The organism is Methanosarcina vacuolata Z-761 (assembly GCF_000969905.1).
Lineage (GTDB): Archaea > Halobacteriota > Methanosarcinia > Methanosarcinales > Methanosarcinaceae > Methanosarcina > Methanosarcina vacuolata.
Genome location: NZ_CP009520.1, coordinates 459,723 through 475,909, shown reverse-complemented (window position 1 = coordinate 475,909; position 16,187 = coordinate 459,723). Strand labels below are relative to the sequence as shown.

Annotated in this window: 17 protein-coding genes; 9 read left to right on the top strand and 8 right to left on the bottom strand. The window is 36.1% G+C overall.

What is annotated here, in order from left to right; translation table 11 throughout:
* Window positions 1-331: 331 nt before the first annotated feature.
* Together MSVAZ_RS02135 and MSVAZ_RS02130 are read left to right on the top strand one after the other, a co-directional pair.
* Window positions 332-1,078, top strand: a complete 747-nt coding sequence (locus tag MSVAZ_RS02135; protein WP_048117461.1) for an arsenite methyltransferase — start codon at window positions 332-334, stop codon at window positions 1,076-1,078.
* Window positions 1,079-1,162: 84 nt separating this feature from the next.
* The gene (locus tag MSVAZ_RS02130; RefSeq protein WP_048117458.1) at window positions 1,163-1,711 is read left to right on the top strand and encodes a tetrahydromethanopterin S-methyltransferase subunit A; all 549 of its coding nucleotides are present in this window, start codon (window positions 1,163-1,165) and stop codon (window positions 1,709-1,711) included.
* Between the two features lie 283 nt (window positions 1,712-1,994).
* Here MSVAZ_RS02130 and MSVAZ_RS02125 read toward each other — a convergent pair whose 3' ends face one another.
* From MSVAZ_RS02125 to MSVAZ_RS02095, 6 genes are all read right to left on the bottom strand, one after another.
* Window positions 1,995-2,315, bottom strand: a complete 321-nt coding sequence (locus MSVAZ_RS02125) for a DUF6951 family protein (RefSeq protein ID WP_048123570.1) — start codon at window positions 2,313-2,315, stop codon at window positions 1,995-1,997.
* Window positions 2,316-2,401: 86 nt separating this feature from the next.
* Window positions 2,402-2,785 carry a putative zinc-binding protein gene (locus tag MSVAZ_RS02120; RefSeq protein ID WP_048117456.1) on the bottom strand — a complete coding sequence of 128 codons (384 nt, stop codon included), beginning with the start codon at window positions 2,783-2,785 and terminating at the stop codon, window positions 2,402-2,404.
* A gap of 67 nt (window positions 2,786-2,852) precedes the next feature.
* Window positions 2,853-3,086, bottom strand: a complete 234-nt coding sequence (locus MSVAZ_RS02115; RefSeq protein WP_048117452.1) for a thioredoxin family protein — start codon at window positions 3,084-3,086, stop codon at window positions 2,853-2,855.
* 94 nt (window positions 3,087-3,180) lie between these two features.
* Complete coding sequence (locus MSVAZ_RS02110) at window positions 3,181-4,152, bottom strand: permease (protein WP_048117449.1); 972 nt, start codon at window positions 4,150-4,152, stop codon at window positions 3,181-3,183.
* 250 nt (window positions 4,153-4,402) lie between these two features.
* Window positions 4,403-4,702, bottom strand: coding sequence for an ArsR/SmtB family transcription factor (locus tag MSVAZ_RS02105; RefSeq protein WP_229393824.1), 300 nt, complete (start codon window positions 4,700-4,702; stop codon window positions 4,403-4,405).
* A 372-nt stretch (window positions 4,703-5,074) separates the two neighbouring features.
* The gene (locus tag MSVAZ_RS02095; protein WP_052725306.1) at window positions 5,075-5,434 is read right to left on the bottom strand and encodes an ArsR/SmtB family transcription factor; all 360 of its coding nucleotides are present in this window, start codon (window positions 5,432-5,434) and stop codon (window positions 5,075-5,077) included.
* Between the two features lie 626 nt (window positions 5,435-6,060).
* On the opposite strand from MSVAZ_RS02095, the gene MSVAZ_RS02085 reads away from it, so the two are divergent.
* Complete coding sequence (locus MSVAZ_RS02085; RefSeq protein WP_048117437.1) at window positions 6,061-6,642, top strand: thioredoxin family protein; 582 nt, start codon at window positions 6,061-6,063, stop codon at window positions 6,640-6,642.
* Between the two features lie 3 nt (window positions 6,643-6,645).
* Complete coding sequence (locus tag MSVAZ_RS02080) at window positions 6,646-7,281, top strand: cytochrome c biogenesis CcdA family protein (RefSeq protein WP_048117435.1); 636 nt, start codon at window positions 6,646-6,648, stop codon at window positions 7,279-7,281.
* Between the two features lie 275 nt (window positions 7,282-7,556).
* On the opposite strand, the gene MSVAZ_RS02075 is transcribed toward MSVAZ_RS02080, so the two are convergent.
* Together MSVAZ_RS02075 and MSVAZ_RS02070 are read right to left on the bottom strand one after the other, a co-directional pair.
* Window positions 7,557-8,000, bottom strand: a complete 444-nt coding sequence (locus tag MSVAZ_RS02075; RefSeq protein ID WP_255351986.1) for a universal stress protein — start codon at window positions 7,998-8,000, stop codon at window positions 7,557-7,559.
* A gap of 702 nt (window positions 8,001-8,702) precedes the next feature.
* Window positions 8,703-8,849 carry a DUF6951 family protein gene (locus MSVAZ_RS02070; RefSeq protein ID WP_229397034.1) on the bottom strand — a complete coding sequence of 49 codons (147 nt, stop codon included), beginning with the start codon at window positions 8,847-8,849 and terminating at the stop codon, window positions 8,703-8,705.
* Between the two features lie 436 nt (window positions 8,850-9,285).
* Between MSVAZ_RS02070 and MSVAZ_RS02065 the strand changes: the two genes are divergently transcribed.
* From MSVAZ_RS02065 to MSVAZ_RS02045, 5 genes are all read left to right on the top strand, one after another.
* Window positions 9,286-10,764: a flippase gene (locus tag MSVAZ_RS02065; protein WP_048117428.1), complete on the top strand. Its 1,479-nt coding sequence runs from the start codon at window positions 9,286-9,288 to the stop codon at window positions 10,762-10,764.
* A 122-nt stretch (window positions 10,765-10,886) separates the two neighbouring features.
* Window positions 10,887-11,225: an ArsR/SmtB family transcription factor gene (locus tag MSVAZ_RS02060; RefSeq protein ID WP_048117425.1), complete on the top strand. Its 339-nt coding sequence runs from the start codon at window positions 10,887-10,889 to the stop codon at window positions 11,223-11,225.
* A 249-nt stretch (window positions 11,226-11,474) separates the two neighbouring features.
* Window positions 11,475-12,539, top strand: a complete 1,065-nt coding sequence (gene arsB, locus MSVAZ_RS02055) for an ACR3 family arsenite efflux transporter (protein ID WP_082091009.1) — start codon at window positions 11,475-11,477, stop codon at window positions 12,537-12,539.
* A gap of 1,051 nt (window positions 12,540-13,590) precedes the next feature.
* Entirely contained in the window at window positions 13,591-14,295 is a 705-nt protein-coding gene (locus MSVAZ_RS02050) for a class I SAM-dependent methyltransferase (protein WP_048117422.1), read from the top strand.
* Window positions 14,296-14,421: 126 nt separating this feature from the next.
* Entirely contained in the window at window positions 14,422-16,167 is a 1,746-nt protein-coding gene (locus MSVAZ_RS02045) for a hypothetical protein (RefSeq protein WP_232316188.1), read from the top strand.
* Window positions 16,168-16,187: the final 20 nt, after the last annotated feature.

Genomic DNA, 16,187 nt, shown 5'->3' with positions numbered 1-16,187 from the left:
AAGCGGAAGTCAGGTTAAAACTGTTTATAAATTCGAGGTTCACTTTGTAAAAATAGCTTTTGGAATAGGCTCAATAAGTGTTTATTGAACGAAATAAACTTGAATTTGCCTGATAACAACTCAATTTTTTAGTCAGATCCATCCATTAATTCCGGTTCATACTTTCGTTATTTTGCTTCATTTGCGTGATCGAGTAAAATATTTATATCAGAGACTATACTTGAATATATCAATATATTTTGATAATTGAATCCTTTTTTATATACACAAAGAGAGACCTGGAACTATATTAAGGGCATAAATAACTCGAGTAAGAGAGAAGGCGATACCTGTGGATGCAAGTGAAAAAAAGCAAGTAATTAAAGAGAAATACGGAAAAATAGCAATGTTAGGCGGGTCCTGTTGTTCGAGTGGATGTTGTGGTGATTCGAGTGCGATAGATCTGTCAAAATCCATTGGCTATTCTGAAAATGATATCAATGCTGTTCCAGACGCAAATCTGGGTCTTGGTTGTGGAAACCCAACCGCTTTTGCAGAATTAAAACCAAGTGATGTTGTACTAGATCTCGGTTCAGGTGCAGGATTTGACTGTTTCCTTGCTGCACAGAAGGTAGGGAAATCAGGAAAGGTTATTGGAGTTGATATGACTCAGGCTATGGTCGAAAAGGCACAGGCAAACTCCCAAAAATACGGTTATACCAATGTCGAATTTCGTCTTGGAGATATAGAAGCTCTTCCGGTTGAGAGCGGGTCAGTGGATGTTATTATCAGTAATTGCGTGATCAATCTTGCTCCAGATAAAGAAAAAGTTTTTAAAGAAGCCTTTAGAGTTTTGAAACCAGAAGGCGCAATGTATATTTCTGACATGGTTCTTCTGGCCGAGCTTCCCGAAAACCTGAAGAATGACAAAGACCTGCTCACAGGCTGCCTTGCAGGTGCCTTGCTTAAGGAAGAGTATCTTGGGCTTTTAAAGAGAGCCGGATTTGTAGTTGAAGTTTTGAATGAAGACCTGGATATAAGCAAAAGACAATATAATGAGTTGCCTGCAGAGAGCTTAAAACTTAAAGCCTGGAAATAAAAAGATTTCTACTTTTTTCACTTTATAACTTGTAACTTTGGAGAAAACCATTTAACATGAATTACTAAGAGAAGGAGCTTTTACATGGCATGGCCTATAACTTCTGGCGATTATGTAGTAGGAGACCCAAAATCTCCTGTGGCAGTAGTAACCCTTGCTTCTGACTATCGAGACTTGAATTTAAAAAACTACGCCATCTGCGGGACCTGTTTTACGGAAAATTTTGGAATTGAGAAGATAATAGTTAATGTACTTTCAAATCCTCACATCAGCTGCCTGATTGTCTGCGGGAAGGAAAGTGAACATTTTGCCGGGCAGTCCCTGCTGTCACTTGCCGAAAATGGAGTTTCGACTTTCGGAGGGTCAAAAAAGATTGTCGGGTCTGAAGGAGTAATTCCTTACCTTAACGAAATTCCAGCGACTGCAATCTCTCGTTTTCTTAGGGAAATTGAAGTCATTGACCTCGTAGGGATAACCGACCCTTTGGTCATCCAGCAGGCAATAGATTCCTGTAGTAGAAAAGAAAGAAGCGAAGCTCCGGAGCTTATCATGCCCGAAATTGATGAAAATAGCTGGAAGAAATATGAATCTCAGGTAAAGAAGAATGTAATGTCCAAAATTAAAAGAGGATAAGATTCAAAGTTTTCAGCTTCTAATTAAAAAGATCTAAATAATAATTTCATGAGCCTATCCCGAAACCAATTTCGTTTTGAGATCAATAATGGTTCCAAACAAGTTTCAGAATAAGGAAATTAATTAATTTCCTTATTCAATATCTGGCAATATAATTCGAAGTTTTAGGATAAGCTCTTTTTAACAGGTTTTTCACTTAACCATAAAGAAATTCTTTCCTTTAAAGGAATTTGCCTCTTGAGTATTAAATTGGAAATTGAAAAGGAGGTAAATTTTTCCTTTTTTAAACTTCATTGAACTCGATGCTAATGCTACCTGCCTTTTTTACTAGAGATTTTGCAAGGAAACCACTTTCCAGTCTGCAGAGATTGAGCACTGCACAGGGCACAAGACAATTTGAGGAGCACTGTGCTTCCTGTGCTCTATCAATCACATAGTTGTTTTTGATATCCATAATTTCCATCATGGGAACTTCCATGTGAGAGAACTTCTTTATCTTTTCACATGGAGTTTCAATGTCAACAATAATTTTATTTCCTTTTTTGCTTCCACGTATCTTGTGAACAAAACCACATATAGTAGAATTTACAGTAAATTCAGTCAACTTGCCACCTTTAATTTTGGTCATTTAAGTTTCTGATTATTAAGATATATGGTCTTAGCAATGCATAATGTTAATTGAAACCGAAATCATTCAGACTGCAGTATTTCAAGGGTTTTTTCTAGAGCTTCTGAGATTTCACTGTCTTTGAGATCCTTGTCTTTATTCTTTTTAATTCCGAACTCCGAAATTACAATATGTTGATCCACTTTAAAACCTGCAAGTTCGAGAGTTTTACTTGCACAGTTCACCGGGCAGCCATCAATTGCAATTATCCTTTCTGAAGCCTCGGCGGATTTCATGAGTCCGGGAGCCCTAGCCCCAATTCCTACGGTACACATCAGGTTTCCAAAGTTTTGTCTTTCGAGTTCTATCGCGGTCTTATTTGAAAGTTGTCCCACATTTGAAGCCCCAGTACATGGGAAAATTGCCACATTTGACGAACCACATGCGCATTTTGTCTCTTCTGCCATAATTTTATCCTCCTCATGAGCTTGTTTTTTCTTATATTAATTAATTGAATAGTAAACGATTCCTTTTTTATTGAGTAACCCATTTTCGAATATCTTTTTCGTCTGGAACCTTACCTGCAACTTTTACTTCTCCATCAATAACAACTGCAGGAGTGACCATAACGCCGTAGTTCAGTATTTTTTCAATATCCTCAACTTTAATTACTTCAGCATCTACGCCAGTCTGCTTCAGTACTTTTTCAATCGTTTCTTTTGTCTTTTTGCACTTTGGACAACCAGTTCCGAGAATTTCGATCTTCATCTTTTTAACCTCGTGTTTTGTTTTATCATTTTGAACATTTTACTGTCATTATTTGAACATTTTACTGTCTTTTCGAGTTGTAGATACATTAATCTCATAGAATAATGTTAAATAGATATCCAGTAAATATGATCGATACCGTAACAATTAAAACAAAAGCTCCAATCAACTCTTTTTTAAGTACTTTCTTCAGGATAATCATTTCAGGGAGCGAAAGTGCAGTAACTGCCATAAGGAAGGCTAGAGCAGTGCCGACAGGAAGCCCTTTTCCAATAAGGCTTTCCACTATAGGGATCATACCCATAACGTTTGAGTATAGAGGAACCCCTATAACGACTGCAATTGGAACAGCAAGCAAATTGTCTTTCCCTGCATATTGTGCAAGGATGCCTTCGGGAGCATATCCGTGGAAGATTCCTCCCAAAGTAACTCCAATAATTATGTATATCCAGACCTTTTCCACGATTTCTTTAACATTATCATAGGCAATCGCAGCTCTTTCATTTATTTTCAGAGATTCCTGACCTCTATTTTGATCCCCTACCTTTATATTGTAAACAAAATCCGCCACATATTTTTCCATTTTCAGAAGGCCTATTAAGTACCCACCAAAAACTCCGAGTACAACACCTGATACTATATAGATCAGGGTTACCTTAAGGCCAATGGTGGCCCACAGTGCAGCAACTGCAGCCTCATTTACCAGGGGGGAGGTAATAAGAAATGAGAAAGTCACTCCGAGTGGGATTCCAGATTCAACAAAACCAATAAAAAGAGGTACTGATGAACAGGAACAGAAAGGCGTTACCACTCCTAGCATGGAGGCTAATAGATGATATTGCAATCCTGTTCTGCCTCCAAGGATTTTTCGGGTTTTTTCTGGAGTTACATAGGTCCTGATGTAGGAAACAACAAAAATCATCACGGCAAGCAGCAAGAAAATTTTCAGCACATCATAAATGATAAAGTTAACACTGGCTGCAAGGTGTGTGTCAGGTGCAATTTTAAACACCTCATATGTCAGTTTATCAGCAATCCATTGAAGAGGATAGAATATATCAACCATTTTGGATCCTCCATTATGTTACTTCTTGAACGATATTTCAATTTACAAATATATCAATATATGATGATACTTAATATTATTTAAATATTTCCCTGAAGCTCAGAATATTTAATTCATTTTGAACCCCATATACTTTTACTTAAGATGATTTTCAATTCAAGACCGAATTGGTTTTATGAGAATATTGAGGATATACACACAAAACAACGAGGAACCAACTTCTTTTGAGTTTTTATAATAGTACAAAATCTTATTCCTCAAGTACCTCCAGAATTTTCCTGATTTTTTCGTTTTGGATAGAATATAACCTCTTTTTCCCCTCTTTTCTTACCTTAATTATCCCCCAGTCCTGTAATTTTGCAAGGTGCATTGAGGTATTGGACTGAGTCCTCCCGATTATTTCCGGGATCTCACAGGCACATAGCTCTCCTCTGTTACCGTATTTATTTTCTCTGCATTTATTTTCAGATTCGATTAAAGCCTTAATAATTCTATACCTGGTGTCTTCACTTAGAGCCTTGAAAAGCTGTATATTTTCTTCATTAATCATATCAACAATTATTGAATATGTAGAATTATATATATTTTTCGAAATTGGAAATTAGACATATTGTTTGTAAATTTGGAGTAAAGGCTATTTTTAACTCACATAGTTTCCAGGCTAACGAAATAAAGTAGATTTCATATTCTAATGGAAAAACAAAAGATACATGGACAGAAAAAATACAAAAGATACATAGACAGAAAAAAAATACAAAAGATACATAGACAGAAGAAAATACAAATAGATGAGAAGAAGACTGTTGTTGCTGCTTTAAGGACGAAAACCCCAGTCATATTCATTTTTAAATCTTTTTCATTCCAGATTTAATTAAGCCCTGTTCTGATTTTCATTCAGGTTCATTCATATTTTCTTTCAGGTTTATTCGGATTTTTTGTTTTGTAACTGCTTAATAATATCAAAAATATCTTCAAATTCAGGATTCAACCTGTAAAAATGCCATTTTGAACTGCTGTAGGCTTCGACGATCCCGCAGTTTTTCATGATTGCAAGGTGATGAGAAACAAGGTTCTGCCTTTCGTTCAATTTAAATATCAATTCACAAACGCAGTGATCTCGTTGAGAGAGAAAATAAGCAATTTTCAGTCTTATAGGATGTCCGAGAGCACTGAAGATCTCACTGGCTTTTTTTATGTCATTGTCCAGAAAATCGATTTCCTGGAGCATTTTCCCTTCCCATTCCTTCTTTTTCTCAGGGTCAGCAGGACAACAATAGCTCATAAATAAAAGAAGTTAAGCCTTCTAAATAAGGGTTTTCATATCAATTATTTTAGATATCTAACATATTATTATTTATACTCAATATTTTTTGGGACTTTAAAAATCTTAAATTACAATATATCAACATTTTTTGATATATACATCGCGGTTTTTTATAACTTAGGATTTCTAAATCAATTTGAAGGATTAAGCTGCCCTTTTTGAATAAAGTATTACCAAAAGTTCCTGAAATCTTTGTAAATATATGCCGCACTATCTTTATGGAGAAGGCATTTGATCTTAAAATCAAAGAGGTAGTTGCTGTTGTACCTTCTGCCCGTATAACGTGCCAGTTCTGTGTAGATGAATATTCTCGGCGAGCACTGAATCAAAAACAAGCAGAGAAGAGGTAAACAAGGGAAAATAGATTGATTTCTCACTGGACTGATCAATTACAGAATATTTCCTCTTGTCAATCGAGTTAATCACTACAAGGATCTTCCTCATATTTTTGATACTCACAAGTAATTTGACAAAATACTTATAATATTTGTTACATTTGAGTATATCAACATATCTTGATATTTTATAATAAGTTTCTACTTCTTGACGATAAAATAGAATATGAAAATTTTTGGAGAACTATAATGAAGCGATTGCATAGAATACAAGGTAAGAAACGAATTCATTTTTCATTACCTACTTTAATAAAATCGCTCTCAACTTTAGCGATTTTTTGTTTCCTGATCTTCAGCTCTGGTTGCACAGATTCTGACAGCTCCGATAATGAAACAGACCTTGCTGAAATTACGGAGAACGTTAGTGACTCAGGCACTGGAATGGAATTGATTGAAGTTACGAACTTGAGCCAGATTGATGAAGCCCTCAAAAAAGGTCCTGTTGTACTGAAACTTGGCTCAAAGGGTTGTATTCCCTGTGGAGAACAGGAAGAAATATTCTCAGAGCTACTTCCAAAATATCAGGATTCTGCCTCATTCATGCTTATTGATATCAAGCAGAATCCCGAGTTTGCAACAGAATTTGGAGTAAGAGTTATTCCGGATACCTGTATTATTATGGATATCGAAAACGGAAAATACATGTATATGCGGCAGGACGGCAGCAAAAGCCAAGAAAGAACAAGCGCAAGGTTCCTAGGTGTTACCGACAAAGAAATCCTTTCAGAGACTCTTGAGAAAGCTATTGAATCCAGGAAAACAGAGGAATAAACTATGTTTTCCGATTTTTTTCCAATTGCAGCTTTTTTTGCAGGGGTAGTCAGTGTACTTTCTCCGTGTATCTTGCCCGTAATCCCGGCAGTTTTTGCTTACTCAACTGAGAAAGGAAAGTTCAGACCGCTTGCGATTGTGTTAGGTTTGTCCCTTTCCTTCACCTGCATGGGGATCATTACTTCCATTTTAGGGGCTACGTTCACGGCTTATCTCGGTTACCTTAACATCTTCGCCGAAATTCTTCTTATAACTATGGGCGTTGCTCTGATTTTTGATCTCAATATTTTCAATGTTTTTGGAAACTTTTCATCCCTTGCGAACTCCAAACGAGAAGGCCTTTTAGGAGGGCTTTTACTTGGTTTCTCTCTCGGGATTGTCTGGCTTCCGTGTGTCGGCTCAGTACTTGGTTCAATCCTCACCATGGTTGCGGTTTCAGGTAAGATTGGTTATGGAGCGTTGATGCTTTTCATATATTCCCTCGGCTTTTCCATTCCAATGCTTCTTGTTGCTTATTCTGCAAGCTTTTCGTCCTCAAAGCTTAAGAAAGTTTCAAAATATGGTTTCCCTTTAAAAAAAGTTGCAGGCTTTGTAATTATGGGAGTCGGCTTTTATATGGTTTATCGAAACCATTTCTGACCTATAGTACCAAGAACTCCCATTTTGCAAAGAAGAAATGTATGTGGTTTGAATGAAACAAAAAAAAGACGAAGATTCACTTCACTACAACCTAAAAGACAGAGGATTCTTAATCTTCTGTTCTTCCCATGTAATAAAATGAATTTTTACGTTAACCTATCAAAAGCAGGCTTAGCACGAAAATAATGGAACCTCAAAAGTTGTCTGCAAAGTAAGCAACTGCGTAAGCTATATACAGGTGACATTAAGTATTCCAATAATGGACCTTTTAAACCTTAATTCGGTTTTTGTTTCTTAACAACAAGAACTGGAACCTTTGAATGCCTTACAACCTTATATGTTACACTTCCAAGCAAAAATCTTTCTAATCCTCCTTTACCAAGGGTTCCCATTATTATAATATCTGCTTTGTTCTGCTCTGCAAACTCCAGAATTGCACTCGCAGGATCGCCTTCTACAACCACACCTTCATAGTCTATTCCCTTATCCTTTGCAACCTTCTTAGCATACTGGATAGCATCATTTCCTTCTTGACGCAACATTTCCTCCATGACGTTCCAGCTAGAACCCAGATGAATCGGTGTTTCCAGTACAGACGGTACATATGCGTCTTTATTAAGCACATAGAGAGCATAGACCTTCGCACCCATAATTTTTGCAAGTTCCATTCCTTGCAGTACGGCAGTTTGACTATATTTAGACCCGTCTGTTGCAATCAGTATTCTTCGAAAAGTATCTTTAAGATTTATTTTCCTCCCCCCGTTCCAGAATAGTATTGAGTTGCTTTGATGCCTCAGCTAAATGCAAACAAAAGTATTATAGTACTATTTATGATAAAAGCAAATAAAGATATGCGTGAATATTCAGCCTGGACAAAGCAAGATCAACCGTTATCTTATTAGATTCAATAGAAAAAATTTATATGAAGAGTACTTCGATAAACCCTAATTTTTAGCTACCTGCTTATAAAGGGTATTTAAGTAATTTGTTGGGATCAGAGGTTTATCGAAGTTCTCTGGACTAATTCTTGATAGCTGTTGGCTATTAATTATCTTTTTGTGACTATAGTTATTAATTTTGATAAACTTTAAGACCTACGAAGCAGGGAAGACAGTTAAACATCCTTAAATTCAACACTGATACTGCTCGCCTTTTTTGCCAGATATTTTGCAATGAGTCCACTATCAAGTCTACAGAGGTCGAGTACTGCACAGGGTACTAAGAGCCTATCCGAAAATTCAGTAATGCATATCGAAAAGTTACAATAGGTCTAAATATCCGGGCGTCCGTTCTGATTTTGCATATTGCATATTGTAAAAGTTATAGCAGGCAACCACTTTTCGGATAGGCTCTAAGCAGTTTGAGCAGCATTTAACTTCCTGTGCTTTATCAATCACGTAGTTATCTTTGATGTCCATAATTTATTTCATGGGGATTTCCATGTGAGAAAACTTCTTTATCTTTTCATATGGAGTTTCGATGTCAACAACAATTTTGTTTCCTTTTCTGCTTCCATGGACTTTGTGAACAAAGCCACAAATAGTAGAATTTACTGCAATAACGGTCAATACACAACCTTTATTTTTCCAATTATTCTCGGCATGATTTGACGAATCCTAAATAAGATTACCTCAGCATTAACCAGAAGAATTATAATTAGTAACGGAATATAAATCAATATATATAAGTAACATATGAGTATAAGTTCATATACTCATATATAAGTGATGATCCCCGCAGATATTGTTTTCCATATTTAAGGCTCTGGCTGATGAGAACAGGATAAGGAGATGGGATTTTTTTAAAAAATGAGGGATTGTGTGTCTGCGATATAAGGCGGTTTTAGGCATTAAGCAATCTAACACTTCTATATATTTAATTAGGCTGAAGGTAGCAGGACAACAAACCGTTTTGGCGATTGTATTTTTAGAGCAATTCATCTCAAAATTACTTCTATTAGTCTCCAGTCCGAGAGTTAAACAAGACTAAGTTTTAGGTGTTATAGTGTCATATCAAAAATTTGCAAGAGAAGTCGGCCTTATCGGAATGGTTCAGGTACTTACAAACTTAAGTACCTTCCTTCTAATCCCAATAATCACAAAAAGCCTTGGGACGTATGATTACGGGCTCTGGGCGCAGATAAACATTTCAGTATCCTTAATCTCTCCTCTTGCACTTATGGGCCTTTCAATGGGTCTTGTCAGATTTTTATCTTCTGAAACAGAGAAGGAAGTGATAAAGGAGGCTGTCTATTCCATTCTTTTTTTCGTGACTATTTCTGGCCTTCTGGCCTCCCTTTCACTGTATATGCTTGCCGAACCTCTAGCAACGTTCGGTTTCAAGGATCCAGATGCGGCCTATTTCATCAAGGCAGGCTCCCTTTTGATTCTCGTGAATGTAATCGAGCCTGTGTCTCTTTATTATTTCAGAGTGTTCAGGCAGATTAAGGAATTTTCTTACTTTACTCTTTTTGAAGCACTTGGAAAATTACTTTTTATTCTCTTTCTTCTCAAAATTGGATATGGGCTACTTGGTGTAATAGTAGCCACATTACTGGTACAGGGCGTCATTACTTTAATCGCTATTCTGATCATTATTAAACAGATAGGACTTGTTATCCCTCGATTTACTTATTTAAGGGAGTACCTGCGATTCTCTTTACCTTTAACCCCAAATACTCTTGTAAGATGGATTACAGAATCAAGTGACAGATATTTAGTTACTTATTTTCTCGGTCTCAATAGTGTAGGCATATATTCGGCAGCCTGCTCCTTCGGGAACCTTATACAATTTCTTATAAACCCTCTTCAGATTATTCTTTTCCCAGAGCTCTCAAAACTGTTTGATGAAAATAAAATTGATGAATTAACAGTTTATATGTCTTATTCCTTGCGATATTTCCTTATTATTTCTATTCCTGCAGTCTTTGGGCTTTCAGCTTTTGCAAAACCTTTGCTTGGAATATTTACAACAGAGAACTTTGTTTCAGGTTGGTTTGTGATCCCAGTTATAGCTTCTTCTGGCCTTCTAGCAGGAATCGCTCAAATTTTTATCAATACACTATTAATTGTCAAAAAAACGAAAGTACCAACTTATATTAATTTTGCTGTGGCGGTTTTGAACGTGTTACTTAACCTTCTTCTAATACCCTGGGTAGGCATTGTCGGGGCTGCTCTATCAACCTTATTCTCATACTTTTTTATGGCTATTCTTTGCACACACATGTCTCTAAAACATTTCAAACATAACTTTTATTTTTATGATATCATAAAATGTATTTTATCCTCAACGGCTATGTACTTCTTTGTTTCCCGTTTTGAGATATTGACCACCTATAAGCTTCTCGTGGCTGCAGGAATAGGCGTTCTTGTTTATCTATCTGTGATGTTTCTGTTGGGAGGTTTCAACGATCACGAGCTTTCTTTAATAAAAAAACATTTATTTAGAATCAGAAGTAACCTCACCAAAATAATTGAGGCTTAAACAGTTGATTATATAATGTTACTGATAGAATTTTAAGTAGAATTCACAATTAAAAATAAGACCGTACTTTTAAATATTATATGAGTATAATTGCATATACTCATTTAGAGTTGGTGGTGCCCATGGATATTGTTTACATACTTAAGGCGTTGGCTGATGAAAACAGGATAAGGATACTAAATCTTTTAAAAAACCGAGAACTATGTGTCTGTGATATTGAAGCAGTTTTAGGCATTAAGCAATCTAACACTTCCAGACATCTGAATAAACTGAAAGTGGCAGGAATTATTGTTTCTGTAAAAAAATCCCAGTGGGTCTATTATCAACTCAACGATTCTACTTTTCAAAAATTTCCCTTCCTCTCAATTATTATTGGTTATGAAGTTGAGAAAATAAACGTTTGTAAAGACGATTTAGTTTTATTAGAAAAGCTTAAAGCAAGTGATAGATGTTGCGAGTGATCAAAAAATAGTTATTTTTATGTAACTATTCAGTCTATATAAAACAGAATCAATAGCCATCTTTGTTAAAATTAAATAGACAAATTTCTGCAAATTGATTTTATGGAACTGTTGGCAACTGACTGCGTTTCGTCCTCTTCTATAGGTTATTTCTTTGATTTATTACTTTCACTAGAATCAATATCAATAGACATGTTTTTATAGGCTGAATAGTTACATTTTTATAAAATATTTATTGAAAAATAGAGGGTGTTCGTTCTGGAAGAAACTGCTGTATCAAAATTATCGTTTTTAAATCGTTATTTAACCCTGTGGATCTTTCTGGCTATGTTTATCGGCGTGGCTCTGGGTTTTGTCTTCCCGGGCTTTGCAGACTTATTACAGAGTTTGTCTATTGGCACCACGTCCATTCCCATCGCTATCGGGTTAATAGTTATGATGTATCCGCCACTGGCGCGGGTCAAATATGAAGAGCTAGGCAAGGTCTTTAGAAATCATAAGGTATTGGGTTTATCCTTACTCCAGAACTGGATCATCGGCCCCATTTTGATGTTTATCCTGGCAATTGTATTTCTCAGAGAATATCCAGAATATATGGTAGGTGTTATTCTAATAGGTCTGGCCAGGTGCATTGCCATGGTGATTGTTTGGAACAGTCTGGCAGATGGGGACAATGAATATGCGGCTGCACTTGTTGCTTTCAATTCAGTCTTTCAGCTGGTCTTCTACTCCGTCTTTGCTTATTTCTTTATAACCATACTGCCTGAATGGCTGGGACTTAGTGGCATGGAAATATATGTATCCATGGGAGAGGTTGCTCAAAGTGTTGCGATCTATCTGGGAATTCCTTTCATTGCTGGTTTTTTAACCCGTTATTTCCTGCGCCCCTCAAAAGGAGCCGAATGGTATGATAACAAACTCATTCCAACAATAGGCCCGATTTCACTTTATGCTCTATTGTTCACGATTATTGTTATGTTCTCGTTAAAAGGCGAATACATTGTTGCACTGCCAATGGACGTTGTAAGGATTGCAATACCCCTCTTAATATATTTTGTAACTATGTTTGGGGTCTCTTTCCTTATATGTAAACAAATGGGGATTAGTTACGAACAGACAACTTCCCTCGCCTTTACGGCAGCAAGTAACAACTTTGAACTTGCAATTGCCGTAGCAGTGGCGGTTTTTGGTATCAATTCAGGTCAGGCGTTTGCAGCGGTAGTGGGCCCTTTAATTGAAGTGCCCGTAATGATCGGACTTGTCAATGTTGCACTCCACTGGAGAAGAAAATACTTTACAAAAAAACGCATATGAAATTCTTCTAATCACAGGCACAAAGAAACGAAAGTACTTGAAAAAACTTTCATGCTAAATGACTTGGAAATGGCAAAGAAACCTTGCAGTTTGCTTTACAGCCAATCAACTTTGTATTTACAGCCTATAAACTCTGCATTTACAGGGGTAGTGGTAAAAGAATCTTAATTAGATTGTGGGCTACCAAAATTTACCTTCGTTATCGCTGATAAGATTAGAACATAAGGTATGCGATTCTTTGATTTCATATCTTTGCAAGAGATTTTGAATAATCTTATCCAGCTAAAGAACTTTTTTATTGTGATTTTCTTTTTGAAATTGACCCAGTCCACTTTTATTGGCTATCTTCTTTTCTTAGGTGTGGAGAAATATCTTTCCACTTACAACCTTGTGTAACTGCATATAAGATTCCGTTTATTAATATTCATAAGTCTGCATAAGGTCTTTTGTATTTGGTTTTGCGGCAGGTGATAATGTTCTATGGATTCCCATAAAACATCACCGATGTAATGAAGACATAATGTCAAATTTATAATTTATACAAATTAGTTGTTTTGGGAGAATATCTAACTTATTTTAGGCAAATAACTGATTATAAGCAAATAACTGATTTTCAGCAAATAACTGATTTTAGCAATAGGCAGTCTTTAATATAAAATGGACAAATAGATTATGTATAATATTTAAATTTAAAATTAACTGAAATTTTTTAATATTTATTTCAAATATATATTAAACTTGAATTATATAGCATATTAAAAGCCTTTAAATTAATGTTAATAAATATGCACTTCAGGAGCAGAGGGGACGAATTTCAAATTTATTATGGGTAAAGATAATACTTTAGTTATCTTGACAACTCGTGATACAGACCTTGAAATTTGATTAGAAAAGTATATATAATTATGCGCATATGTGTAAAATCAGAAAAATTATTAATTTTTTTTATAGCTCGAATCAGTCAATAAATAGTTAAAAAACGGTAATCTGGAAGTTACAGATTGCCTGGAAAAAGATATCGAAAAGAGCAAGATATTGGAGTCCGAAAAGCATGTCAAAATCAAAAAATGTCTGGAAAGATTTTTTCAAAGATAAGAAACATGGAGGGCACAGATACTCATCTGAGGAGTTTCTTTCTATGGAAGCCAGGGAAAAACTGTTCCACCTTGAAGGGGGCAGAACACTTCTTGATTTTGGATGCGGTGCCGCAGAACTTTTGACGTACTATGCTCCAGAGTATGAACAGCTTTTAGGGGTGGATTTTTCCGAATCTATGTTAAAAGAAGCAAGTAAAAGGATTGAGAAAAAAAAGTGTCAAAACATAGATCTGCTTCTTGCTGACCATGAAACACTCTGGGATAACCTGCATTTCAACTTCGATAGAATAACTGCAGCTGGTGTAATTCAGTACCTGACATTTCAGGAAATTGATAAATTCATCTCTGATGCGTCAAAGCATCTAAATAAAGATGGCAAAATAGTACTTTTTGACATCCTGGACTCCCGCCTATATCCACTATGGAAGATAGGCCTATTCTCACAAAACACGAACGGCTTGAGAATTTTATGCAAAACAGGCTTCGAGTTTCGGACTGCAGTATCGGCACGCCTGAAAAATAGTCCAAAAGATATCCTTGGATTTGCCCACAACCCCTACACAATCGAAAAAATTGCAAATAAGCATGGTTTTAAAATGATTTGTGTACGTTCAATGTATTACGAGTACAAATATCATACAATAATGTTTCGGACTTGAAAGGCTGTTCAGATGATTATTGAATTAGAAGAAGCAAGTCGGATAAAAAATAGAATATAAAATTTATGTGGTGGTTTAGTGAACAGCCGTAATCGCCTAAAAATGTTTTTTCTAATACCGTTTGTAATGGGTAGTTTATTTATTGGAGGAGCTGAAACTTTTCCCTGTAAGGAGACTACAAAAACTCGTGAGAATATTGATCAAGGCATTCTTACCTTATTTTCGCAAAACTACTCCAAATCTAACAGCGTTCCGAAAAATGTTTTTATTGCAAAACTTCAGGGTAATAAGATCTATGATAAATTATATTCTGCAATTTACGGGATGCTTAAGTCAGAGATTTCTTTCAAGACCTCAAAAGTATTGCAGTATAAAGTAAGAAGAGGCTCCTGTTCATGTCCGTACAGTTTGTTTCCAGTTGCAGACACTGTTTTAGAATCCGGAATAAATGGATATACGGCAGATTTAGTTAAATCTTCAGAAACTTATCGGTTCTGTGAAGTCGCTTCCATCCCACTAATTCACTATATGGAGCAGCCAAGGCAGATTGGATCACTTTACATCTGCAGGCTTATACCGATGGTTAAATGCACTTACCAGATCTCAATAGATTTAGAGATGGATGGCCCTCAAAGCTTTGTTGAGCTTAATACCCCGGGTTCAAAGTTGATTCTCCAAAAAGTAAATAATAATAATATTATATTAGAAAGCTATTTTAAAGATTCTTCAGAGAATATCAGATGTGAATCCATATCTATCGGGAATGCGGCAGAAAAATCTGATTTTGAGATTATTTTTGATGGATATAACAAAACAAACACTATTCTTGTAAAAGATGGCAACTGTATCGTGACTCCATTTTATAACACCGATAGGCAGAGATTACCTTATGTGGATGTTTCAAATGGGTACATTAAGTTCACTTCTTTTGTACTTGGAAAAGGAACGCACCTTGATTTAGATATATACAGTATAAGCCAGACCTCAGAAAGAAAACTCATAACTGCGATTGGAAGTAACAGAATGCTGGCTTTCGGAATTGATGGCCCGCATGTCAGAAACACAACAGAGCAGGGAATACGCTACCTTAACAGCAAAAAAAATAGAGGAACAATATGGTTTGATATAGAGCTCCTTGAGCAGTACAATGAAGAGGATATTGAATACTTGCGTGGGCTGGTCATCAATAACTCATGGGACGTAGGTGTACATTACTCAAAAGAATTAAACAGCTTCCCACTGGAACAGGCGTATAGGATAATGGATGAAGGACATCTGTATGTGTATGAAAAAATAGGGCGAAAACCGACAAGCTGGTGCTCCATGAGAAACAGAGATAATATTATGCACGCTCTTTATGCATACGAAACCTTAGGGATGATCTGGAGAAATGGAGACTCGGGGATCCATACGGAGAAATATATTGGAAGTCTGGAAGATGATACCTGGGAATGGTGGGAAACAGCATCTAAAGCAGGTATGGTACACCCGGTTTTTACCCATGAACTTGATAAGGACCCAGCCATAAAATACTCAATTAGCCGCTCAAAATTTCATAACTGGGTAGAGAATTATGAGTCAAACAATATGTCTATAGTGTCTTTTCACGAGTACAGCCAAATAAGTCGAAATACATATGATGCCACATTTGATAATCTGCAATATACTGAAAACTCTGTCGTGTTTAATGTACACACAAATGGCGGCATTGCCCTTATAAATGTAAACATAAACGCTGGAAGAGATTCTCAGGTTTACGACAACACATCCGGAGAATTTCTTGATTATGACATAAAACAGGATAATTCAATTACTTTCTGGGTTGAAAACAACCATAACTATATTGTATACTTGAACAGCGATGAACAGTGATTGAATGGTGTTCTACATAG

Excerpts from the sequence above, each read along its gene's own strand:
- MSVAZ_RS02130 (WP_048117458.1), top strand. The coding sequence starts at position 1,163 with ATGGCATGGCCTATAACTTCTGGCGATTATGTAGTAGGAGACCCAAAA.
- MSVAZ_RS02120 (WP_048117456.1), bottom strand. The coding sequence starts at position 2,785 with ATGGCAGAAGAGACAAAATGCGCATGTGGTTCGTCAAATGTGGCAATT.
- MSVAZ_RS02115 (WP_048117452.1), bottom strand. The coding sequence starts at position 3,086 with ATGAAGATCGAAATTCTCGGAACTGGTTGTCCAAAGTGCAAAAAGACA.
- MSVAZ_RS02110 (WP_048117449.1), bottom strand. The coding sequence starts at position 4,152 with ATGGTTGATATATTCTATCCTCTTCAATGGATTGCTGATAAACTGACA.
- MSVAZ_RS02105 (WP_229393824.1), bottom strand. The coding sequence starts at position 4,702 with ATGATTAATGAAGAAAATATACAGCTTTTCAAGGCTCTAAGTGAAGAC.
- MSVAZ_RS02095 (WP_052725306.1), bottom strand. The coding sequence starts at position 5,434 with ATGAGCTATTGTTGTCCTGCTGACCCTGAGAAAAAGAAGGAATGGGAA.
- MSVAZ_RS02085 (WP_048117437.1), top strand. The coding sequence starts at position 6,061 with ATGAAGCGATTGCATAGAATACAAGGTAAGAAACGAATTCATTTTTCA.
- MSVAZ_RS02080 (WP_048117435.1), top strand. The coding sequence starts at position 6,646 with ATGTTTTCCGATTTTTTTCCAATTGCAGCTTTTTTTGCAGGGGTAGTC.
- MSVAZ_RS02060 (WP_048117425.1), top strand. The coding sequence starts at position 10,887 with ATGGATATTGTTTACATACTTAAGGCGTTGGCTGATGAAAACAGGATA.
- MSVAZ_RS02050 (WP_048117422.1), top strand. The coding sequence starts at position 13,591 with ATGTCAAAATCAAAAAATGTCTGGAAAGATTTTTTCAAAGATAAGAAA.
- MSVAZ_RS02045 (WP_232316188.1), top strand. The coding sequence starts at position 14,422 with ATGGGTAGTTTATTTATTGGAGGAGCTGAAACTTTTCCCTGTAAGGAG.